The organism is Pasteurellaceae bacterium RH1A, from assembly GCA_012221805.1.
GTDB lineage: Bacteria > Pseudomonadota > Gammaproteobacteria > Enterobacterales > Pasteurellaceae > RH1A.
Map to the genome: position 1 here is coordinate 276557 of CP015195.1, position 21421 is coordinate 297977.

Annotated in this window: 22 protein-coding genes and 1 pseudogene; 10 read left to right on the forward strand and 13 right to left on the reverse strand. The window is 48.2% G+C overall.

Features of this window, described 5'->3' with window-relative positions; genetic code table 11:
• The first annotated feature begins 114 nt into the window (after window positions 1-114).
• Together A4G20_01395 and A4G20_01400 are read left to right on the forward strand one after the other, a co-directional pair.
• Window positions 115-2745, forward strand: coding sequence for a C4-dicarboxylate ABC transporter (locus tag A4G20_01395; GenBank protein QIW15101.1), 2631 nt, complete (start codon window positions 115-117; stop codon window positions 2743-2745).
• 98 nt (window positions 2746-2843) lie between these two features.
• Entirely contained in the window at window positions 2844-3269 is a 426-nt protein-coding gene (locus A4G20_01400) for a universal stress protein UspA (protein QIW15102.1), read from the forward strand.
• 50 nt (window positions 3270-3319) lie between these two features.
• On the opposite strand, the gene A4G20_01405 is transcribed toward A4G20_01400, so the two are convergent.
• The 7 genes from A4G20_01405 to A4G20_01435 all read right to left on the reverse strand — a co-directional run bounded on the left by A4G20_01405 (window position 3320) and on the right by A4G20_01435 (window position 8937).
• The gene (locus tag A4G20_01405; GenBank protein ID QIW15103.1) at window positions 3320-4150 is read right to left on the reverse strand and encodes an ABC transporter substrate-binding protein; all 831 of its coding nucleotides are present in this window, start codon (window positions 4148-4150) and stop codon (window positions 3320-3322) included.
• A 486-nt stretch (window positions 4151-4636) separates the two neighbouring features.
• Entirely contained in the window at window positions 4637-5368 is a 732-nt protein-coding gene (locus A4G20_01410) for a glutamine ABC transporter ATP-binding protein (protein QIW15104.1), read from the reverse strand.
• 31 nt (window positions 5369-5399) lie between these two features.
• Window positions 5400-6068 (reverse strand): amino acid ABC transporter permease, encoded by a 669-nt coding sequence (locus A4G20_01415; protein QIW15105.1) that lies wholly within the window; start codon window positions 6066-6068, stop codon window positions 5400-5402.
• A complete protein-coding gene (locus tag A4G20_01420; GenBank protein ID QIW15106.1) occupies window positions 6058-6720 on the reverse strand; it encodes an amino acid ABC transporter permease in 663 nt (220 codons plus the stop codon). Before A4G20_01420 ends, A4G20_01415 begins: the two co-directional genes overlap by 11 nt.
• A 187-nt stretch (window positions 6721-6907) precedes the next feature.
• Window positions 6908-7417 carry a thioredoxin gene (locus A4G20_01425; GenBank protein QIW15107.1) on the reverse strand — a complete coding sequence of 170 codons (510 nt, stop codon included), beginning with the start codon at window positions 7415-7417 and terminating at the stop codon, window positions 6908-6910.
• A 12-nt stretch (window positions 7418-7429) separates the two neighbouring features.
• On the reverse strand, window positions 7430-8050 hold the full coding sequence (locus A4G20_01430; protein QIW15108.1) for a DNA-binding transcriptional regulator FabR: 621 nt from the start codon (window positions 8048-8050) through the stop codon (window positions 7430-7432).
• Window positions 8047-8937 carry a DNA-binding transcriptional regulator OxyR gene (locus tag A4G20_01435; GenBank protein QIW15109.1) on the reverse strand — a complete coding sequence of 297 codons (891 nt, stop codon included), beginning with the start codon at window positions 8935-8937 and terminating at the stop codon, window positions 8047-8049. Before A4G20_01435 ends, A4G20_01430 begins: the two co-directional genes overlap by 4 nt.
• A gap of 106 nt (window positions 8938-9043) precedes the next feature.
• Here A4G20_01435 and A4G20_01440 point away from each other — a divergent pair, with 106 nt between their 5' ends.
• Window positions 9044-9781, forward strand: coding sequence for a glutathione peroxidase (locus A4G20_01440; protein ID QIW15110.1), 738 nt, complete (start codon window positions 9044-9046; stop codon window positions 9779-9781).
• Window positions 9782-9926: 145 nt separating this feature from the next.
• Here the strand turns inward: A4G20_01440 and A4G20_01445 are convergent, their stop codons facing one another.
• From A4G20_01445 to A4G20_01460, 4 genes are all read right to left on the reverse strand, one after another.
• Window positions 9927-10754, reverse strand: a complete 828-nt coding sequence (locus A4G20_01445; GenBank protein QIW16823.1) for a 3',5'-cyclic-AMP phosphodiesterase — start codon at window positions 10752-10754, stop codon at window positions 9927-9929.
• Between the two features lie 145 nt (window positions 10755-10899).
• The gene (nudF, locus tag A4G20_01450; GenBank protein ID QIW15111.1) at window positions 10900-11526 is read right to left on the reverse strand and encodes an ADP-ribose diphosphatase; all 627 of its coding nucleotides are present in this window, start codon (window positions 11524-11526) and stop codon (window positions 10900-10902) included.
• A gap of 8 nt (window positions 11527-11534) precedes the next feature.
• Window positions 11535-11954: a phosphate-starvation-inducible protein PsiE gene (locus A4G20_01455; protein QIW15112.1), complete on the reverse strand. Its 420-nt coding sequence runs from the start codon at window positions 11952-11954 to the stop codon at window positions 11535-11537.
• Complete coding sequence (locus A4G20_01460; protein ID QIW15113.1) at window positions 11941-12666, reverse strand: hypothetical protein; 726 nt, start codon at window positions 12664-12666, stop codon at window positions 11941-11943. The genes A4G20_01455 and A4G20_01460 overlap by 14 nt, the downstream gene beginning before the upstream one ends.
• Before the next feature lie 117 nt (window positions 12667-12783).
• On the opposite strand from A4G20_01460, the gene A4G20_01465 reads away from it, so the two are divergent.
• From A4G20_01465 to A4G20_01490, 6 genes and pseudogenes are all read left to right on the forward strand, one after another.
• The gene (locus tag A4G20_01465) at window positions 12784-13194 is read left to right on the forward strand and encodes a hypothetical protein (GenBank protein ID QIW15114.1); all 411 of its coding nucleotides are present in this window, start codon (window positions 12784-12786) and stop codon (window positions 13192-13194) included.
• A gap of 90 nt (window positions 13195-13284) precedes the next feature.
• The gene (locus A4G20_01470) at window positions 13285-13959 is read left to right on the forward strand and encodes a branched-chain amino acid permease (protein ID QIW16824.1); all 675 of its coding nucleotides are present in this window, start codon (window positions 13285-13287) and stop codon (window positions 13957-13959) included.
• On the forward strand, window positions 13959-14282 hold the full coding sequence (locus A4G20_01475; protein QIW15115.1) for a branched-chain amino acid transport: 324 nt from the start codon (window positions 13959-13961) through the stop codon (window positions 14280-14282). The genes A4G20_01470 and A4G20_01475 overlap by 1 nt, the downstream gene beginning before the upstream one ends.
• Window positions 14283-14363: 81 nt before the next feature.
• A pseudogene (locus A4G20_01480) lies at window positions 14364-15295 on the forward strand (tRNA (adenosine(37)-N6)-dimethylallyltransferase MiaA).
• Window positions 15296-15350: 55 nt separating this feature from the next.
• Window positions 15351-15650 carry an RNA chaperone Hfq gene (locus A4G20_01485; protein QIW15116.1) on the forward strand — a complete coding sequence of 100 codons (300 nt, stop codon included), beginning with the start codon at window positions 15351-15353 and terminating at the stop codon, window positions 15648-15650.
• Between the two features lie 3 nt (window positions 15651-15653).
• A complete protein-coding gene (locus A4G20_01490) occupies window positions 15654-17027 on the forward strand; it encodes a GTPase HflX (GenBank protein ID QIW15117.1) in 1374 nt (457 codons plus the stop codon).
• A gap of 14 nt (window positions 17028-17041) precedes the next feature.
• Here A4G20_01490 and A4G20_01495 read toward each other — a convergent pair whose 3' ends face one another.
• Together A4G20_01495 and A4G20_01500 are read right to left on the reverse strand one after the other, a co-directional pair.
• On the reverse strand, window positions 17042-18325 hold the full coding sequence (locus tag A4G20_01495; GenBank protein QIW15118.1) for a branched-chain amino acid transport system II carrier protein: 1284 nt from the start codon (window positions 18323-18325) through the stop codon (window positions 17042-17044).
• 62 nt (window positions 18326-18387) lie between these two features.
• Window positions 18388-20265 carry a hypothetical protein gene (locus tag A4G20_01500; GenBank protein QIW16825.1) on the reverse strand — a complete coding sequence of 626 codons (1878 nt, stop codon included), beginning with the start codon at window positions 20263-20265 and terminating at the stop codon, window positions 18388-18390.
• 217 nt (window positions 20266-20482) lie between these two features.
• Here A4G20_01500 and A4G20_01505 point away from each other — a divergent pair, with 217 nt between their 5' ends.
• Window positions 20483-21295: an inositol monophosphatase gene (locus A4G20_01505; protein ID QIW15119.1), complete on the forward strand. Its 813-nt coding sequence runs from the start codon at window positions 20483-20485 to the stop codon at window positions 21293-21295.
• Window positions 21296-21421: the final 126 nt, after the last annotated feature.

Sequence of the window (21421 nt, forward strand, 5' to 3'; positions counted from 1 at the left end):
TTAAAATCATGAAAAATTTGCAAATTTCAGTGTTTTTTTAACCGCTTGCTAGCCCTAAATAACCCTTCTTAGCCAAGAAGGGTTCCCTGTTTTTAAAACCGTGTGGAATTCACTATGGCTGAAACAAAATCTGTTAATTATGACGACCTGCAAGATATGGTCACTTCCAATGATTCAGGTGGCCGTACCCCCTTTGGTTTGACCAAAAAAATCATTGTCTGGACGGCCATTCTCTGGTCTCTTTTTCAAATTTATTATGCCTCCCCCTTTCCCTTTACCCTGCAAGAGTGGCTGCGGGCGGCAGGCTTTGAGCTAAATGTGGTGGTGGACGACACCAAGGCTCGTTCCATTCACTTGGCCTTTGCCATGTTCCTGGCCTTCCTTTCCTACCCGGCCTTTACCAGCTCGCCCAAGCACCGTGTGCCGCTGATTGACTGGATCTGTGCCACGGTCGGGGCCTTCTTGGGGCTTTACTACCTCTTCTTCTATGATGGATTAGTGACCCGCTTCGGGGCGCCCATTATGCAGGACATTATCGCCGGCTGTGTGGGCATTGTGCTCTTATTGGAAGCCACCCGCCGCAGCTTAGGCCTGCCTTTGGTACTGATTGCCATTGTTTTCTTGCTCTATAACTTTTTCGGCCAATACCTGCCCAGCAGCTGGCTGATTAGCCATCGTACTGGCTCGTTGTCCCATATCATCAACCAGCAATGGGTGACGACTGAAGGGGTCTTTGGCATTGCCCTGGGCGTTTCAACCAAGTATGTCTTCCTCTTCGTCCTCTTTGGGGCCTTGTTAGACAAGGCGGGCGCAGGCAATTACTTTATCAAAACTGCCTTTGCCTACCTGGGCCATCTACGGGGAGGGCCAGCCAAGGCGGCAGTGGTCTCCTCGGGTTTAACTGGCTTGATTTCAGGCTCATCCATTGCCAACGTGGTCACTACCGGCACCTTCACCATTCCTATGATGAAGCGGGTGGGCTTTACCAATGAAAAAGCAGGGGCGGTGGAAGTGGCTTCCTCGGTCAATGGCCAGATTATGCCTCCCGTTATGGGGGCAGCGGCCTTTTTGATGATCGAATACGTCAATATGCCCTATAGCCAGCTCATCACCCACGCCTTCCTGCCAGCGGTGATTTCCTATATTGCTCTGGTCTATATTGTGCATTTGGAAGCCTGCAAGATGAACCTGCAAGGTTTGGAACGGACTGATCCGCCTAAGCCCTTTTTAATTAGCCTGATGCGGGCCCTTGCAACCTTTATCATCATCTGCCTGCTCTATTTCGGAGTGAAATTCGGCCTAGGCTGGATTAAGGTGGTGGCACCAAGCCATTCCTTCCTGATTATCTGCTCGGTACTGGCCTTAGTTTATGTGGGCTTGATTTACCGTGTGGCCCAGTTCCCAGACCTGCAGCCAGATGACCCCAATGCTCAAATCGTCAAACTGCCATCGGCCAAGCCAACCGTTAATGCAGGCCTCCATTACCTCCTGCCAGTGGTGATCTTGCTCTGGTGCTTGATGGTGGAAATGCTCTCTCCAGGCCTTTCAGCCTTCTGGGGCACCCTGACCCTGATTGCCATTCAACTGACCCAACGCCCTCTGCTCTACTTCTTCCGTAAGCAGGCGGTAACAACAGCTCTCTTCAAGCAGAGCTTCCAAGATGTCTTAGATGGCCTAGAAACTGGGGCCAGAAACATGACTGGTATCGGCCTAGCTACGGCTACGGCTGGCATTATCGTGGGTGTGGTTGCCCTAACAGGCTTCGGTGTTCAGCTATCAGGCGTGATCGAAATGCTCTCTATGGGCAATGTGCTGCTTATGCTGGTCTTGGTGGCCATTTTTAGCCTTATCTTGGGTATGGGCCTGCCAACCACAGCCAACTATATTGTGGTCTCCTCCCTAATGGCTTTGGTTATTGTGGAAGTCGGCAAGCAAAATGGCCTGATTGTGCCGCTGATTGCCGTTCACCTTTTTGTATTCTACTTCGGCATTATGGCCGATGTGACTCCGCCAGTGGGTTTAGCCTCCTTTGCAGCGGCGGCCATTTCAGGTGGCAGCCCGATTAAGACGGGTTTAGTGGCCTTCTTCTACAGCCTGAGAACGGCCATTCTGCCCTTCCTTTTTATCTTCAATACCGACCTGCTCCTCATTGATGTGGGCTGGGCCAAGGGCTTGCTGGTCTTTGTGACGGCAACCATCGGGATCCTGCTCTTCACAGCGGCCACCATGAACTATTTCTTAACCAAGAATAAGATCTGGGAAACCCTCATCTTAATTTTTGCGGCCTTTATGCTTTTCCGCCCAGGCTTCTTTATGGACAGGGTTTATCCAAGCGAGCGGCCGGTTGAAGTCGCCCAGCTGGTGCAAGAGTTGGAACAAACCCCTGTCGGCCAAAATATCACCTTCAAGGTGGCCGGCCTCAATCCTTACGGCAAGCCGATTGAGTTCTTCGCTCAACTACCCGTGCCAGAGGGCAAGACGGGGGAAGATCGCCTCAAGTCCTTGGGTTTAACCCTCTTGGATACGGGGGAACAAATCGAAATTGACGGCCAAATGAAACCGAAAGTCTTGATTGATATGGTGGAAATCGACTCGCCAGCCGCCAAGGCAGACCTGAACTGGGATCAAACCATTCTTAGTATCAGCCTGCCGCAAGAAGCCCCAGCTAAAGAATGGATGTTTATTCCTGCTCTCTTGTTGGCCTTCTTGGTTGGTCTCAACCAACGCCGGCGGGCAAAATCTTAAAGGTATTTTGATGGCGCCAGCCTCCAGGCTGGTGCCTTTATCTATACTTATCAGCACCAGCCTAGAGGCTGGCGCTATCCATTTAACTAGGAAAATATATGTACAACAAATTACTGATCGTGGTGGACTTAAACAATCCCCTCAGCGCTAAATATGTGGTGGACGCCGCCCTTGAGCTGACCGCCCACAACCCTAACGCCGTCTATCGGGTTTTGACCATTATCGAACCAGTCGATAACAGCCTGATTTCCGCCTTCCTGCCCAAGAACTTCGATAAATCGGTTCTGGCCGAGGCCAATAAACAGCTGCACGAATTCACCCAGTCCAGCTTCCCTAAAGATGCCAAGGTGCAACACATTGTGGCCTATGGCACCATTTATGAGCAGGTCAATCAAATCGCCAACGATAAATCGGTGGACTTGATTGTCATGCTGGCCAGCAGCAAGGCCAATGCCGCAGGCTTAAGCAACAACACCCGCCGAGTGGCCAAATACAGCGGCAAGCCTGTTTTGGTGGTTCGCTAATTTAGAAAACAAAAAAACGGTGCCCAAGCACCGTTTTCTTTTCATGATGGTTATTTGGCCAATAATTCTGCCTTAACCGCCTCCCCATAAATTGGGGCTAGGGTCTTATCATAGGCCGCAGCCAACTTGCCATTTTGTTTGAGGTTTGAGATTTCTTGATTCACCCAGTCCAAGAGAGTCTTGTTGCCCTTTTGCACGGCGGGTGCAATGTTCTCAACTGGCCCCAGGTTGCCAATGGCCACCTTATAACCTGTGTTTTCCTTGGCCCAGGCCCATAAGAGGGCATTATCGTGGGCTAAAGCTACCCCACGGCCGTCTTTGAGAGCGTCAAAGGTTTCGGTATTTTGGTCGAACTTGAGCAACTGAATATCAGGATGGTTCTTGCTGAAATAAGCATCGGCTGTTGTGCCCTTATTGACTAAAAGGGTTTTGCCCTTGAGCTGTTCAACATTCTCAATCACCGCACCTTCAGGCGAAACCACGCCCAGGGCCACGTTCATATAAGGGCTGGCGAAATCCACCACCTCGGCCCGCTCTGGGGTTTGGGTGAAGTTGGCCAAAATTAAATCGACCTTGCCTGATTTGAGGTATTCCACCCGGTTGGCCGCTTCCGTCAGCACAAACTCAATCTTATCTGGGCTGCCCAAGAGGCTGGTGGCCAAGTCCTTGGCAATTTCAATATCAAAGCCCTGGTTTTTGCCATTGGCATCCACATAACCAAAAGGCGGTTTATCGCCAAAGACCCCAATGCGAATCACGCCCTTTTCCTTGATTTGAGCCACAGAATCGCTGGCCTTAGCGGCTTCTTCCCCACAAGCCGTCAGGCCGAAGGCGGTGACAGCTGCAACTAAGAGGGTTTTGAGGGTGGTGCTAAGTTTCATAAAATCTCCTGTAATATAAAAGTGATGTCGGGCTTATTGTGGCCAGTTTGAGGAGGAAAGTGAAATAAATGAGGAGCATTTTTCATAACCAAAGGCTATAAGATGAGAGAACAAGCGGGCGAAAAAGAAGGGAAATTTGCAAGTTTTGGAGGGTGTTGAACCGCTTATAGAAAAAGAAAAAGCCGTGAGAGACACGGCTTCCTATGATAAAATCCTTTTGTGCTACTGGTAGGCTCGTTTTTCGGGCTACTGCAATAGCACGAGAGCCTAAATCATCCTTAGTAGCACTAAGGAGGCTTGCAATGAAAAGCACGATCGTATGCTTATTGATACTGGCTGCACTTATCGCAGCAGTTGAAATTTACACTGTCTTTCAACTTATCGCACTGATCTTGTAAGCGGCACTGCAAGGGGCGGATTGAGTTCCCCACCCCGACTTCATTATATTACCCCTATTTTTAACCTTTCGCAAATTTTTCCCCATAATCAATAAGCCATCCCCTGCAAAAACTGCTTGGCCCGTTCGGTTTGGGGTTGGCTGAAGAAGATCTCAGGGGCGGCTTCTTCGATGATTTGGCCCTTGTCCATAAAGATAATCCTGTCGGCCACCTTGCGGGCGAAGTTCATCTCGTGGGTAACAATCAGCATGGACATCCCTTCCTGAGCTAGTTCTAAAACCACATCCAGCACCTCCCGCACCATTTCAGGGTCTAGGGCGGCAGTGATTTCGTCTAGCAAAATAATCTCTGGGTTCATACACAGGGCACGGACAATGGCTATCCGCTGTTTTTGTCCGCCTGATAGCTCCCGAGGAAAGGCGGTTTTGCGATCCAGCAGGCCAACCCTTTCTAAGAGTTTGTCTGCCTGGGCTTCCACCTCTTTTCGTTCCCGTTTTTGGGCCTGAAGGGGGCCCAGCAAAATGTTGTCAATCACATTCAGATGGGCAAAAAGCTCATAGCTTTGAAAGACCATGCCCACCTTCTGCCGGGCCTGCTCCCAGCTGACTTCTTGGCCAAATTCGCCTACCTGTTCTAAGTAAATTGACCCACCCTGTTTTTCCTCTAGGCCGTTAATGCAACGCAGGAGGGTGGATTTTCCGCAGCCCGAAGGCCCCAAAAGGACGACCACCTCGCCCTTGTTGAGCTGGAGGTTAAAGGCAGGTAGGGCGATAGTGTCGCCATAGCGTTTGTGGAGATTGGTAATTTCAAGCAGTGCCATAGGGAGTTCTCGCTAAATATAAATAGGGTGGCTACCCCTGCCATTTTCTTTCCAGGCGGCTGGCATACCAGGACAGAGGGTAGCAAATCAGAAAATAAAGCACAAAAATCAGGCCATACACATAAAAAGAGGCGTTGGGCTGGGTCAGTAGGGAGTTTTCAATAATCTGCTGGCCAACCTTGACCACCTCAATCACGCCGATCAGGGCAGCCAGGGAGCTGGTCTTGATCATGCGGGTAAAGAGGTTGATGGCAGGAGGTAGAACCCGCCGGGTGCCTTGGGGCAGTTCGATAAAACGGAAGATCTGGAAGCGGCTTAGGCCTATTGCCTTGGCCGATTCGATCTGGTGTTTTTCAATAGAGCCCAAGGCCCCCCGCACCAGATCGCCCATTTCGGCCGTGCCCCAGAGGACAAAGACCCAAATACAGACCCAGACATTGCTCAGGTGAATATTGGTCCAGGTGGAAAGGCCAAAATAGAGCACAAAAAGCCAGACCAAAATCGGTACAATACGGATGATTTCCAGATAAATCCGGCAACTTAGCTGCACTATCTTGTTATTTGACCGCATTAATAAGCCAAAGAGCGTCCCAGTGACCAGGGAAATACCCACCGAGATAAAGGAAATCTGGGCGGTCAAGCCCAGGCCCTGGAGCAAACGCAGGGCATTTTGCCCCTCAAACAACCAATCAAAGCCCATATTTGGCCCTCCTTACCCGATTTTCTGCCCAGCGAGCCAGGAGGGACAGGGGCAGTAGAATGATAAGATAGCTGACCAAGAGCAGAAAAAGAGCCTCGTTGGTCTTGTAGTCCATGCCGATGATGTCCTTGGTCACAAACATGAGTTCGGCCACCGCCACCGCAGAAATCACCGAGGTTTCCTTAATCAGAAAGAGGACATTAGCCCCAAAGGCAGGTAGGGAAATGGCCCAAGCCTGGGGCAGGACGATAAAGCGAAAAACCTGAACGGGTTTCAACCCCAGGGCCTTGCCGGCCTCGACTTGACTAGCAGGTACGGCCTCAATCCCAGCCCGAAAGGCTTCAGCCATATAGCTGCCACCTAGGAAGGTCAGGGCTATAATCCCACAGGTAAAGCCGTCCCACTTGATACCGATCTTGGGCAGACCGTAATAGAGGAAGAAGAGCTGGATAAGCAGCGGCGTGTTGCGGGAAAGCTCAATATAGGCCTGGGACAAGCGGGTCAAAAAGGGCGAAAATTTGTAAGAGGTTAGCAGGGCGATGAGCAAGCCCAAGATACTGGCCCCCAGGATCCCCCAAAAGGACAGTTGCAGGGTCAGCCAGCCCGCTTCTAAAAATTTGGGGCTGGCAGCAAGGACATAGGACCAATTCATAGGTGATATAAGCGGTGGAAATAAGGCCTATTTTGCCAAGTTGGGCGGGAAGAAGGAAATATAAGGCGGGAATGTTTTATAAGGTTTGGTTATAAAAATCGATCTAAAAGATGGCACCAAGGCCCTTGTTGGTGCCTAAATTTTCCAGCACCAGCCTGGAGGCTGGCGCTATCGTGCCTTGGGTGGATTATTGGCTTAAGGCCAATCTTGCCTTCAAGCCCCAATAAGAGGTCAGCCCTGTGGTGTGGTGGGCGATTTGGCCGTCTTTGAGGAGGATGATGGTTGGGGTGGCTTGAATGTTCCAGGTTTTGGAGAAAGAGCCGTCTGGATCATTGATGGAAGCGAAACTATAGCCCTTTTGCTGGAGGAAGGTTTTCACCTCTTCATCGCTGCCTGATTTAAGGGCCACGCCCAAGACAGGTAGGCCATCTTCGTGCAGGCTTTGAATGGCAGGAGAGGTGTAGTCGCAGTAGCCGCACCAAGAACCCCAAAAATAGAGGATCATGGGTTGATTATGGCTAAGCTGGGCCAGCACTTTTGGTTGATTATCTAGATCATAAAGCACGCTTTGGGCTAGTTGAGCTGGGGCGCTGGGCTTGCGATACCAGTCCATAACCAGGGATAGGCCTAAAAAGAGCAGGCCAAAGACCAGGATATTCTTGAGAAAGCGGATAACAAGCGGGGTAGATTTCTTCATTTTTTGCAAACCTTAGCCGTGATAGTTGAGGTAGTAATCGGCGCCTCGGGCGATCATTCGTAATTGCAGCACTACCCGTTTTTTGAGTTTTTCCCGCTCGGTCTGGTTCATATCTAGGGCGCCAGCACCAGCGGTAAAGACGATGGTCACCATGCCTTCTGACTGAACATAGGCCAGCTCCCGATTGTGGTTGGGGTCTTTGAGGGCGATATAGTCGGCCAGTTCGGCCACAAAGTGCTGGATTTCCCGAGAGGCAGCGGTACGGAAGGCTTGGGAGGTGCCAGAGCTTTCCCGCAGCAGGAGGCGGAACATATTGGGCCGCTGCTCAATAAACTCAAAGAAGGTTTCAACTGAGGTGGAAACCACGCTGCCACCATTTTCAATCCGCTTGCGGGCCTGACGCATAAGTTGGCGGAGAATGAGGCCAGACTCATCCACCATGGCCAGGCCCAGTTCGTCCATGTCCTTAAAGTGGCGATAAAATGAGGTGGCGGCAATGCCGGCCTCCCGGGCCACTTCTCGTAGGCTGAGGTTGGCAAAGCTCTTTTCGGCACTAAGCTGGTTGAAGGCTGCATCCACCAGGGCCCGGCGGGTTTTTTCCTTTTGCTGGGCCCGAACCCCTAAGCTACTCACAGTTCTTCACCCACAATCTGTTTGATGGCCTGGGCTAGGCGTTCATAACGCAGGCGGAGGGGGGAGCCAGGCCGATAGACCAGGCCCACAGAGCGGAAGGGTTGAGGTTCTGAAAAGGCCAGGTATTCAATCTTATTATTAGGGTTAGCGCGGCTGGCCAGTGAAGGCATAAAGGTTATACCCGCATTGGCGGCTACCATATTGCGGAGGGTTTCCAGGCTGGTAGCTCGGAAATGCACATTTTCTTTAGCTCCCACCGACAGGCAGTAGTCCAGGGTTTGGTTACGCAGGCAGTGACCATCGTCTAGCAACATCATTTCCTGATCTTTCAGCTCGCCTAGGTCAATTTGTGGACGCTTGGCCCAGGGGTGCTTTTGGCTTACGGCCAGTTGCATTCGCTCCTTGAAAATTGGCACTTCGATAAAGGGCTCACTTTCCCTGCAGAAGGCCAGGATACAGCAGTCCAGCTGGCCAGACTCCAACTGCATGACCAGTTGCGGGGTTTGTAGCTCGTAGAGGAAGAGTTCCAACTCAGGGAATGCTTCCTTGAGGGCTGGAATAATAATGGGGGAGAGATAGGGGCCGAGGGTGGGAATAATCCCGATATGAAGGGGGCCTGACATTTCCTTGCCCTGGTTGCTGGCCATTTCCCGCAGGGTCTTGACCTCCCGCAGGACTGCCTTGGCCTGATCAACCAACATGAGCCCCGATTGCGTAAAAAGCACCTTGCGGCTGGTGCGTTCCAGCAAAATGGTGCCCAGCTCATCTTCCAGCTTGCGGATCTGGCCGCTCAGGGTGGGTTGGCTGACATTACAGGCATCGGCCGCCCGGCGGAAATGCTTGTATTCTGCCAGGGCGATTAGGTATTCCAGGTCACGGATATTCATAGGCTCTTCCTAAAATCTCAATCGTAAAAATAGGCAGAATTATGGCATATTTTGCGGTAGAATACTTGCGGATTTTTTTAACAATGTGTAAATTAGGAGAAACCCAATGTCTTTAACTGATATGACAGGTAAAAAAGTACCTTCAGTCACCTTCCACACCCGCCAGGGCGATGCCTGGGTGGATGTTACCACCAGCGAATTATTCGACAACAAAACCGTTGTTGTTTTCTCTCTCCCGGGTGCCTTTACCCCAACTTGTTCTTCCACCCACTTACCACGCTATAACGAACTTGCCTGTGAATTTAAGGCTGCCGGCGTGGACGATATCATTTGTATGTCAGTCAATGATACCTTCGTAATGAACGCTTGGAAGGCCGATCAAGAGTCTGAAAACATCACTGTGATTCCAGATGGTAACGGCGACTTCACCCGTGGCATGGGCCTATTAGTTAGCAAAAATGACCTGGGTTTTGGTGATCGTTCATGGCGTTACTCTATGCTAGTGCGTAACGGCGTGGTAGAAAAAATGTTCATCGAACCAGAAGAGCCAGGTGATCCGTTCAAGGTGTCCGATGCCGATACCATGATCAAATACCTCAAGCCTGAATGGCAAGCAAAACCGTCTGTGTCTGTTATCACCAAACCAGGCTGCCCATTCTGTGCCAAGGCCAAGACCCTTCTCAAAGCCAAGGACTACACCTTTGAAGAAATCGTTTTAGGCCGTGACGCCAGCACCATTTCTGTGCGTGCTATCACTGGCAAAACCAGCGTACCACAGGTCTTTATCGGCGGTCAGTACATTGGTGGCAGCGAAGAGTTAGAAGCTTATTTTGCGGCTAAGTAAAGCTGATTAGGTAAGCAACAAGCGGTTGGATTTGCAAGATTTTTTGCAAGTTTAGCCGCTTTTTTGTACTTTAGATGGCGCCAGCGTCCTCGCTGGTGCCTGCTCGATCGAGAAATTGAAGCACCAGCCTGGAGGCTGGCGCTATCTAGTACCCCGCTGAATTAAAATCTGGCAAAAACTCATTCGTTGCCAAACGCTTAACTAGAGTTTCAATCGTCCCATCTTCTTTCAACACCAACTCCCGCCAGCCCTGGGGCAGCATATCTAGGGTAAAGGTATTGCAATGAGGCTTAAACTGAATACAGGTAGAAGGCGTGGCCAGCACCCGATAATGGAGCCAGTGGCTGTCCACTTCCTGATGAATATGGCCGTGCAAAAAGGCCCTAACATTGGTATGAGGGGCCAGGCAATCTTCCAAATCATGTAGGTTACGCAGGCTGTGCTGATCAAGCCAGGCTGAGTGGGTTGGCAAGAGGTTGTGGTGCAGGCAGATTAGGGCGTGGCGGCCGGCAAATTGGGTCAGCATTTGGCTTAACCAGCTTAACTGATAGGAACCCAGCCTGCCGTGGGGCGAACCATAAACCTGGCTATCCAACATCAAAATAACCCAGTGCTGGCCGGCTAGGATTACCTTATGGGGGAAAATATGAGGTTGTTCGGCCAATTTATGGGGCATGGAAGTGGGGCAATCGTGGTTGCCCTGGAGCCAAAAGGTAGGCAGGCCCAGGGGTTTAACCATTTGGGCAAAGCGTTGGTAGCCGGCTTCATTATTGTCTTGGATCAGATCACCTGTGGCCAAGAGGGCATCAAACTGCCCGCCTTCCGCCCCAATGGCCTCCAACACAGCCTGAAAACTTTGGGCCGTGTTTACGCCCAATAATTCCCCCTGGCTGTCGGCGAAGAGGTGCATATCGGTTAATTGAAGGAGGCTGATGGTTGATTTCTCGGGTACAAGCTGATAAATGGTTTCCATATTGGCCGACTGAATTACAAATAAAGTCAAGTAGCCAATACTTTACCCCTTTCTGCCCGGCCTTTCAGCAAGCAAACTTCAAAAGTGTGCGATAACGCACATTTTTCACAAAAGTTTACACAAAATTTGTACAAAAAATGCGATTTTAACCCGCTTGTTGGCTTAAATAGCGGCTATAGTTGAGCTGCAACCATTGCAGGCCAATAACTGCGATCACATTGTCGATCTTGCCCTCTTGCACCCACTCATAGGCCTGTTCACGGCTGACGACATGGACGAGAATATCCTCATTTTCCTCTTCTAAACCGTAAATTCCGCCGACTTCTGAGCTATCAACCAGGGCTAAAAAGAGGTGTAAACGCTCCAACTGGCCGCCTGGGCTGTCCCAGACGCTGAGGGCGTGCTCTACTTTTGAAACCGTCAAGCCTGCTTCTTCCTGGCTTTCTCGAATGGCCACCTCGGCCGGGCTTTCGCCTGTATCTACCATGCCAGCAATCAGTTCCACCAACCAAGGGGAGCTGTCTAATTGAGGGTTATAGGCCCCAATCCGCACCTGCTCGACCAAGACCACGCTGTCCCGCACTGGATCGTAGGCAATCACGGCCGAAGCCTCGCCCTTCATCAGGAGTTCCCGCACCACCACATCACTGGTGCCGCCCTTAAAGAGCTTGTGTTTGAAGAAGATTTTTTTCAGTTCGAAATGCCCCTTATAGAGCACTTCTTCCTTGATGATTTCTAAATCCTGCTGCTGAAATTGATGAATACTGGCCATAGGTTCTCCTAGCTACGTTTAAGTTTGTCAGTATGCACAATAAAGAGGGCAATTATCATCACTAAAATGGAAATGGAAAATAAAAGCGTGTGCATGGCATTGGAATGATCGACAATGATGAGGCGTATCATGGCGGTGATACCAATGTATAAAAAATACCTGAGCGGAAAGTGATAGTTATACTTAAAATATTGCACGATCAGGGCCAAAAACTCAAAATAAAGGAAGAAAATCACGATTTTCTCGACAATTTGGAATTTTTCGCTTTGGTGTCTGAACAACTCAATTAAGGAGAAAGCCTCGTCAAAAAGGGCATAGGCAAGGAGGACGCCTGCCAAAAGCAGGGAGATATTGAGGGTCCATTGGAAGATTTCAGACACCACTCGGCCAAAGCGGGAGTGCTGTTCTTCAAGACTAAGTTTGGGCATAAGCTTCCTTATTAACATGATAGACAAGCGGGTCAGGCAGGTGGATTTTTTGCAAAACGGCCTGCTTAAGCTGGAAAGTTTGAGGCACAAGCCCCTCGCTGGTCTGGTAAAAATAACTTAAATAACAAGGGCCTAATTTTACAAAATCTAGCTGGCCTTGGGGGCAATGAGCAGAAAAAATTTTCTGGGCTTCAGGCAGGTGGCGGACCTCAGACAGTTTAACAATCCCCACCCCTTGTGACTTAAGCACTGCCTCTCTCAAACACCAAGAGAGGTAGAAATAATCTGACAAATTTTCCACCCTTTCTGCATAGGCCAGCTCTTCTGGGTTGGCATAATGGTTGAGTAAATCCCGAAATCGGCGGGTTTTCTGCGGATGCTCCAAGTCAATGCCAACCGCTTTTTTAGGGCGACCAACCGATAAGATTACCGCCACATAGTCGCCCGAATGGCTGATATTAAAGTCAATTTCTTCAGCCTCCAAATAAGGCCGGCCGCTGGCCGTGCGTTGGATATGGTCTAGCAAACGGCTATCCAAGCTTGCTTTTTCAAACAAGAGATGGAGCAAATAAAAGGCCATTCTACGAGCCTGCCATTTTTGCACTTGGCGGGCATTGGGCTGAATTTGGGGCGGCTTGGCGTAATCCCAAAAGCGCTTAGGCACAGGCTCCTCAAGATGGGCAAGAGCAATGAACAGACAGGGGTTTATCACAGGTTTTCCTCATTTAACATTTGCAAATTCTAGCAAAAAATCGACCGCTTGCGGGGAATTTCCGCCCATTTGGCCATTTAAGCCCTATAATAAGGGGCCTGTTAAAAAGGATTTCTTATGTCAATTTACGAACGCATTTTCCACGCCGTCTTGTTTGAGCTATTAGCCCTTATCCTGTCAGTTATCGGCCTAGTTCTTTTTACCGATCACTCCGCCAGCGACTCCGCCCTCATGACCCTTTCCATCGCCACCATTGCCATGCTCTGGAACTTCGTCTTTAACTGGGCCTTCGACAAGATTTTCACCGGCAAACGGGAGGAGCGCGGCTTCTGGTTTCGCATTTTCCACACCATCACTTTTGAGGCAGGCCTGCTGATTTTTACCCTTCCTCTTGTGGCCTATATTATGCAGGTTTCTTGGTTAGAAGCCTTTATTATGGACATTGCCCTTACCATGTTTATTCTGGTCTATGCCATGGTCTTTAATTGGATTTATGATCATGTGAGGTTGAGGTTTGTTGGACAATAAATAACTTGCAAGATCATGCTAAATTACCCCTATAATACAAGCGCTCTCAAGATCACAAAAATTTGCAAATGAGGACTTATGTCGTTAGAAATTGAAAATAGCTGGCCTGCGGCAGTGAAATTAACACTGCCGATTTTTATGGGCTATTTTGCCGCAGGAGTGGCCTATGGAATGTTGGCCACAGCGGCGGGGATGCCAGCCTGGTTTACCTTTGTCATGTGCTTTACCGTCTTTTCAGGCACGGCCCAGTATGCGGCCATTCCCTTTTTTGTCTCGGGGGCGGGGTTGCTCTCGGTCTTTTTGAGCACCTTTTTGATGAGCCTGCGTTTTATTTTTTATACCCTCAATATGCAGGCGGTGCTGCCCAAGGAAAGGCTTAAGAAGGTGGTTAGCCTTATGTTTCTGACCGATGAAAACTTTGCCCTGCTCTCGACTTTTCCGGCCCAAGTTCGCCAATCTATGATCCTTAAATGCTCAGTGCTGGGTGTGGCCTATTGGACGCTGGCATCCTTGGTCGGCATTTTATTAGGCGATTCGGTAGCAGGCCTGATCCCGCATCTGGATTTCGCCCTGCCCTGCTTGTTCGCCATTCTGGCCTATGAGCAATACAAGGGCCAAAAACAATGGAAGCCCTTTGCCATTGCCTTGGTGGGCTTTGTCTTGGCCAAGCAGATCAGTTCAGAAGCAGTTTTATTGGCAGCGATTTTGATTGCAATAGTGATTGTGGCCTGCCTGCCACAGCGTTTCTTGATGGGGAGTAAATAATGGATACCTTAGATATTATCGCCATGTTGTTGGCCCTGGCCTTGGGCACCCAGCTTTGCCGTTTTTTACCCCTGGTTCTGCCACAAGCGGTGGTTTCTCATCCTATTCTTGCAAAATTAAATCGAACTCTGCCCCTGGTTATTTTGCTCCTGTTGGTGCTTACCAGCCTGAGTTTCCCCCAAGTAGACGAGGGCTACCAGCTCTTGATTGCCCAGGTGCTTTCCTTAGGTTTAGTGGTGGCTTCTTATCGATGGTTGGGCAATGTTTTGCTCAGTGTGGCCTTGGGGATTGGGGGGATGAACGGCCTATTATGGCTCTTATAAAACCCAACAAGCGGTCTCTTTTCTTCAAAAATTTGCAAATTTTCGCTAAAATCAGCCCGCTTGTACCTATATTGAGACCCTATGAACAAACCACTTGCCATCTTTTTAATGGGCCCGACTGCTTCGGGCAAGACCGATTTAGCCATCGCCCTTAGGCAACACCTTCCGGTTGAGGTGATTTCGGTGGATTCTGCCCTGATTTATAAGGGCATGGACATCGGCACCGCCAAGCCTAGCCCGGCTGAACTGAAATTGGCCCCCCACCGCCTGATTGACATTTTGGATCCGGCTGAAAGCTATTCGGTGGCCAACTTTCGGGAGGATGCCTTAAGAGAGATGGCAGACATCACCGCCCAGGGCAAGATTCCGCTCTTAGTGGGCGGGACCATGATGTATTACAAGGCTCTACTGGAGGGGCTTTCCCCTCTGCCTTCGGCTGATCCTGAGCTTCGGGCCAGTATTGAAGAGCGGGCTGAAAAAGAGGGCTGGCCCAGCCTGCATGCGGAGCTGGTCAAGATTGACCCGGTGGCTGGAGCTAGGATTAACCCCAACGATAGCCAGCGGATCAACCGAGCCTTGGAAGTCTTTTATCTGTCGGGACAAACTATGACCGAGCTGACCGCCCAAGCCGGAGAAAGCCTGCCCTACCGTCTCCTGCAATTTGCCATCGCCCCCAAGATCGGGCCGTCCTCCACCAGCGGATTGAGCAACGTTTTCACAAAATGATGGAACTGGGCTTTAAAAAAGAAGTCCAAGCCCTATATGAGCGGGGGGATCTGCACAGCAATCTGCCTTCCATCCGTTGCGTGGGCTACCGCCAGCTCTGGGAACACTTAGAGGGCCAGATTTCGCTGGATGAGGCCGTTTTCAAGGGCATTTGTGCCACCCGCCAGCTGGCCAAGCGGCAGATTACCTGGCTAAGAGGTTGGAGCAGTGAGTTAGAATGGCTAGACAGCCTCGATCCAGCCGGATCTTTGCATAAAATGATTGAAAAGATCGGCCAATCTCGCTAATATCCCTCTGCCTTTGGCAATCGAACAATTTAACAACAATAAAAAGGACAATAAAATGGCAAAAGGTCAATCTTTACAAGATCCATACTTAAACGCACTTCGCCGTGAACGCATTCCAGTGTCTATTTATCTGGTCAACGGCATTAAATTACAGGGTCAAATCGAGTCTTTCGACCAATTCGTGATTTTACTTAAAAACACCGTCAGCCAAATGGTTTACAAGCACGCCATTTCAACCGTGGTGCCAGCCCGGGCCATTTCCCACAACAACGGTGGCAACAATCACAACAATAACGCAGCCGCATCAGCCCAATACCAACAGGCTGAATCAGAGACTGCCAGTCAAGACCAATAAGCCTTGACCACTTCTCATCTCCCACCAAACGCAGACCATCAGCCTGCGTTTGGTTCTGTCTTTTCTGAAAACCAGGCTCTGGACTATTCCCATCAAGAAGAACGGGCCATTTTGGTTCATGTTTTTCTAGCCGGCCAAAAAGACTTAGACAACCTAGCCGAATTCCAAACCCTGGCCCAGTCGGCAGGGGTAGAAATTGCCTCCATCCTAACCACTGCTCGTGCTACACCTCACATTAAATACTATGTCGGCCAAGGAAAAGCCGAGGAAATCCGAGATGCTGTGGAAGCCTTTGGGGCCAGTGTGGTCTTGGTTAATCATCAACTTAGCCCCGCCCAAACCCGCAACTTATCTTCTCTTTGCGATTGTCGAGTGGTGGACAGAACCGGCCTGATTTTGGATATCTTCGCCCAACGGGCCAGGAGCCACGAGGGCAAGTTGCAGGTGGAACTGGCCCAGCTCCGCCATCTAGCTACTCGCTTGGTCAGACGGCTGGGCAATCAGGATCAGCAAAAGGGCGGGGCCGTTGGCCTGCGGGGCCCGGGCGAAACCCAGTTAGAAACCGACCGCCGTCTCATTCGGGTGCGGATTCAACAGCTGCAAAACCGCCTGGACAAGGTCAGCAAGCAACGCAACCAAAACCGCAAGACCCGCCAAAAGGCCGATATTCCGACTGTCTCTCTGGTGGGCTACACCAATGCCGGCAAGTCTACCCTCTTTAATGCCCTGACGGCTTCGGATGTTTATGTGGCCGATCAGCTTTTCGCTACCCTAGACCCAACGCTGCGTAAGATCCAGCTCCAGGACGTAGGCACAACGATTTTGGCTGACACCGTGGGCTTTATCCGCTTCCTGCCCCATGATTTGGTCTCTGCCTTCAAGTCCACCCTGCAAGAAACCACCGAAGCCTCGCTTTTGCTGCATGTGGTTGATGGGGCTGATGAACGGAAAAACGAAAATATTGATGCGGTCAATGCCGTGCTGGAGGAAATTGAGGCGCTAGATCTGCCCACCCTCTTGGTCTATAACAAGGTGGACAAGCTAGAAGGGATTGCTCCGCATATTGAACGCCGGGAGGATGGCACACCGATTGCTGTTTACCTATCTGCCCAAACTGGCCAGGGCTTAGATCTTTTACTTGAGGCCATGCGGGAGCGACTCAAAAATGAACTGGTGCAGGAAAGCCTGCTTCTGCCTGCTACAAGCGGGGCCCTTTACGCCAAATTTTACAAGGAGGGCTGTATCCGTGCTGAACACTTCAATGAATTTGGCGACAGGCTGATTGAAGTGGAAGTGGACAAGGTGCAGTGGCACAAGTGGCTCAAACAGCACCCTGAAATTGAAGAGTTTGTGGGTTTTGCCCAGGACTTTGAGTAGGGCCAGCCTCAATCTTAATTATCCTTTCTCAACCAACCTAAGCCCAATCCTACCAGGGCAAAAGGCAACCATTCCATACTGTAGGCTTTCAGTGGCAAGGCCTGCATAAATTCAAGGTTAAGCACCGACAAAATCGACACGATGGTGACCAGGCCCACCGATAGACGCTGGGCCATCAGGGGGACTTTCACAAAGAGATGGGTCAGCAAGACCAAGATCACGGTTATCACAATCGGATAAAGAATAAGCAACACCGGCACCGACCCCTTAATCACCTCATTCAAACCCTGGTTGGCAATTACGAGACCAATGAGGGTAAAGACCAGGGCATAGTGTTTATAGGCCAGTCTAGGGTAAAGTTGATGGAAATATTGGCTGACTGACACAATCAGGCCTACGGCCGTGGTTAAACAGGCCAAGGAGACAATCACAGCCAGCACCACCTGTCCAGCCTTGCCGAAGGCTTGATGGGCGACTGAATTCAGGATAAAGGTGCCAATGTCCTGCTTATTCTCGCTTAGGCTAGCCAAGACCTCGGGCGACAAAGTGACCTTGTTGCCAATCCAGGCCAGTGAAACATAAACCAAACTTAAGGCAATGGCCGCAACAAGACCCGATAAAATAACCTGCTTGGTTAAGTGTTCCCCCGCAATGCCCTTGGCCTTAATGGCTGCAATCACAATCACCGAGAAGATAATGGCCGCCAAGGCATCCATAGTGAAATAGCCCTCCAAAAAGCCCTTGAAAAAGGCAGAACCCTCTTCTGGCATGGTGGTGATATGCAGGGTTTTATCTTCAAAGAGGAAAAAGGCCCGCAAGACCAAGGCCAAAATGGCACAGAGCAAAATCGGGGTTAAAACCGCCCCAATTCTAGACACCATTTTACTGGGCGACAGGGCCAGCCATAGGGCAAGGGCAAAATACACCAGGCTAAAGGCTAGCCGAATGAGATCAGTGGGAGCGTCTAAACTTGGCAAAATAGCCATTTCATAGGCGGTGGCCGCCGTTCTGGGAATGGCGAAAAAAGGCCCTAAACTTAAGTAAATGGCCATTAAAAATAGGGTGGAGAAAAGAGGGTTGATCCGATTAAGGGCCTCTTGATAGCCATTGGTGTAATAGGCACTGATAATCACCGCTAGAAGGGGCAGACCCACTCCAGTTAAAATAAAACCTGAAATAGCAAAAATAAATTCTGACCCACTTTGCAAGCCTAACTTAGGTGGAAAAATTAAATTACCCGCCCCAAAAAACATGGCAAAGAGCATAAAGCCAACGATAAAAGTATTTTTATTAAACATAAATCAATTTATAAAATTTAGAAAAAAACAATTATATAATAATTTATACAAATTTATAAACCCTATTTTTTTATACCTTTTGCAAGGTAACTAATTTGCCAGTTAAGTAATTTTTGATATGCAGAAATTTTATTAACTGAAGGGTTTTCTATGTTTTCTCCAACGTGTAAGCTTTCTTTGTTTAACCATTTGTATTTTGGTAGGTCTGGATTTGTTAAATCTACAGCACCTTCTTCATCAGCCCATACATTACTATTAAAGGCAAAGTTATCACTGTTTTCAAACATGTTCTGCCCTCCAACAGTCCAAAAAGATGCTTCTGAAAGGCTAAGGGCATATAAGGTTGGCATAACATCTTTATGAGAGCCTATCTTGTTGGGATTGAAATTCAGTTTGAGCTGTTCTTTAAATCTGTCTGGAATATGGATAAAAAATGGAACAGCATTCATTAAAGCAAGCTCTTTAGGTAGTTCACTATACATTGACCGAATATGGTGATCTCCTGTTGCTGAAATAATGGTGTTGTTTTTTGTTTTTTCATTTTGAGAAACGCTTTGGATAAAATCACCTAAGCAGCTTGCTGAATATTGAAATGTCTCTAAGATATTCTTTCTTTCTAAGTTGCTATTACCTAACCTCTTATCTAAACAAGTAACATCAACCTTATTCGGTTTGTAGCTTCTAGGTGGCATATAGGGAGGGTGGTTAGTTATTGTTAATAAGCTAATAAAAAGAGGTTCTTTACTCTCAAGTAACAATTTTTCTGCTAGTAAGAATGCATATTCATCAGGAATTCCCCAATAGGACTGATATTTTTTTGCCTCTGGGTATAATTCGATAATGGTGTTCTGATCATATACTAGATCCACGCCTTGTAATGGTAGGTAAACGCCTAAACTTCTCCACATAGCACTGCCAGAAGTAATAAAAATGGTTTTATATCCATTTCTTTTATAGGTTAAGAAAGCAGTTTCTTTTAGCTTAGTATTCTGTTCTGTTGATTGGCTAATATTTTCAATAGGGCTATGAAATAAAATCGATCCTAAAGAGTGCATTGTGCCATTATAGGAAGATAAGAAACGTTTAAAGACATAATCATTTTCAAAAAATGGACGTAAGCTACCTAACAAATCATTGGTTTGTTTATTATCAAACTGTAAAATATTTGAACCAAAACTTTCCATAATGGCAAGAACTACATGTGGTTTGTTGTTTTGAATAAAAATATTTTTTTCAGTTTTATTATATAGTTCTTTTCGAGATAGTGCTGTCAAGGCCAAATCTTCTCCCTCTTTCATATCAACAGGCAATAAAGAAATCTGTTTTTTTCTATCTCTAAAAACCCATTCTAAGGCGGTAACACCATTAGGAACCATTTTATTGATTATACTAAGAGAAGACACTTGAGAATGCATTCTTGTTAGAGGTTTTGATTTGATTGTTCCCCGTATGAAATACACAAATAATATGATGGATATTATGAAGGTAGTATAAAAGACAGAGTTATTGTTTAAATAAATATAATTATCCAATGGAAAAATTAAAATACTTATAGATATAACAGATAGCATTAAGATTACACCAATTGTTTTGAAAACAGGGTAATCATCCATGATGTTCTTTAAAACAGCCTTTGTATCATCTTCAATGAAACCGAATATGAATAGATCATAATGGTTGTTATAAGTCTTAAAATAAAAATAATTCCCTATGCAAGAAGATATCAAAATAAATGATAGGATAAATGTGTAAATATTTAAAAACACAGATAGATAAGGTTGAGCAAGGTTGAGTTTATATAACAAAGCACCGAATAATAAAATAGGCGATAAGACGATTGCAATCACTTTTGCATCGAATCGGCTTCCCATTATCATCATTTTAACTATTGTGCTTTTATTAGCAGTAAGGATGTTGCTAGAGATAAACTCTTTTTTCATTTTATTTCGGATGAAAAATAAAATAGATAAAAGATATAAAAAGAGTATAAGGATATTTAATAACATAAATTTACTGATTAATGTGTAATAGTCTGCATTATAGCGCTTTTTGCGAAAAATTTGCAAAAAAACACCATTTTCAGCCCGCTTGTATTCCTTTTAGGCCCAAGATTCTCTATAATTAGGCCTATTTCTGTTCTTTAAAATCTGGTGGATTATGAACCCAATGTTAAACATCGCCATTCGTGCTGCACGAAAGGCCGGCAATATCATTGCCAAAGGCTACGAACAAGCTCCTCAAGACACTTTTGTTGAGAACAAAGGTGCCAACGACTACGTTACCGCTGTGGACAAGGCAGCGGAAGAAGCAATTATTGAAGTTATCCGCAAATCCTATCCTGACCACGCCATCGTGGGTGAGGAGTCTGGGATTTTAGCGGGTGAGAACAAGGATGTGCAGTGGGTGATTGATCCGCTAGATGGCACAACCAACTTCGTCAAACGCCTGCCGCATTTTGCCGTATCTATTGCTGTGCGTGTGAATGGCCGTACCGAGGTGGGCGTGGTTTACGACCCTATCCGTAACGAACTCTTTACTGGCGTACGGGGCGAGGGGGCTAAACTCAACGAATTCCGCCTGCGTGTTGACACCGAACGCCGTGACCTTAACGGTGCCATCCTTGCCACTGGCTTCCCTTTCAAGGCACCACGCCACCGCCCAGCCCATTTAGCCATGCTTGAAGCCCTGATGAACAACGGGGTAGCCGACTTCCGTCGGACTGGTTCAGCGGCTTTAGATTTATGCTATGTGGCTTCTAACCGTGTCGATGGTTATTTTGAAATCGGCCTCAAACCTTGGGACTGTGCCGCAGGCGATCTGATTGCCCGTGAAGCAGGTGCACTTGTGACCAACTTTGTCGGTGGCACAGACTACCTTAAATCAGGCAACGTGGTCGCCGGCAATGGCCGTGTGGTTAAGGGCTTATTAAATAGCTTGCAGGCGACCTTGACGGATGAGTTGAAGGCGTAATTGACGCTGGTATTGTCCTTAAATTCGATGATAGTCTTCCTTGCTCGATCAGTTCCCCTCTTTGAAAAAGAGGGGTTAGGGGAGATTTTTCAGAAGTGAAAACGAAGAAAGGGCGAAATTTTGGGG

Coding starts and splice junctions, on each gene's coding strand:
- A4G20_01395 (QIW15101.1), top strand. CDS start 115: ATGGCTGAAACAAAATCTGTTAATTATGACGACCTGCAAGATATGGTC.
- A4G20_01400 (QIW15102.1), top strand. CDS start 2,844: ATGTACAACAAATTACTGATCGTGGTGGACTTAAACAATCCCCTCAGC.
- A4G20_01405 (QIW15103.1), bottom strand. CDS start 4,150: ATGAAACTTAGCACCACCCTCAAAACCCTCTTAGTTGCAGCTGTCACC.
- A4G20_01410 (QIW15104.1), bottom strand. CDS start 5,368: ATGGCACTGCTTGAAATTACCAATCTCCACAAACGCTATGGCGACACT.
- A4G20_01415 (QIW15105.1), bottom strand. CDS start 6,068: ATGGGCTTTGATTGGTTGTTTGAGGGGCAAAATGCCCTGCGTTTGCTC.
- A4G20_01420 (QIW15106.1), bottom strand. CDS start 6,720: ATGAATTGGTCCTATGTCCTTGCTGCCAGCCCCAAATTTTTAGAAGCG.
- A4G20_01425 (QIW15107.1), bottom strand. CDS start 7,417: ATGAAGAAATCTACCCCGCTTGTTATCCGCTTTCTCAAGAATATCCTG.
- A4G20_01435 (QIW15109.1), bottom strand. CDS start 8,937: ATGAATATCCGTGACCTGGAATACCTAATCGCCCTGGCAGAATACAAG.
- A4G20_01440 (QIW15110.1), top strand. CDS start 9,044: ATGTCTTTAACTGATATGACAGGTAAAAAAGTACCTTCAGTCACCTTC.
- A4G20_01445 (QIW16823.1), bottom strand. CDS start 10,754: ATGGAAACCATTTATCAGCTTGTACCCGAGAAATCAACCATCAGCCTC.
- nudF (QIW15111.1), bottom strand. CDS start 11,526: ATGGCCAGTATTCATCAATTTCAGCAGCAGGATTTAGAAATCATCAAG.
- A4G20_01455 (QIW15112.1), bottom strand. CDS start 11,954: ATGCCCAAACTTAGTCTTGAAGAACAGCACTCCCGCTTTGGCCGAGTG.
- A4G20_01465 (QIW15114.1), top strand. CDS start 12,784: ATGTCAATTTACGAACGCATTTTCCACGCCGTCTTGTTTGAGCTATTA.
- A4G20_01475 (QIW15115.1), top strand. CDS start 13,959: ATGGATACCTTAGATATTATCGCCATGTTGTTGGCCCTGGCCTTGGGC.
- A4G20_01485 (QIW15116.1), top strand. CDS start 15,351: ATGGCAAAAGGTCAATCTTTACAAGATCCATACTTAAACGCACTTCGC.
- A4G20_01495 (QIW15118.1), bottom strand. CDS start 18,325: ATGTTTAATAAAAATACTTTTATCGTTGGCTTTATGCTCTTTGCCATG.
- A4G20_01500 (QIW16825.1), bottom strand. CDS start 20,265: ATGAAAAAAGAGTTTATCTCTAGCAACATCCTTACTGCTAATAAAAGC.
- A4G20_01505 (QIW15119.1), top strand. CDS start 20,483: ATGAACCCAATGTTAAACATCGCCATTCGTGCTGCACGAAAGGCCGGC.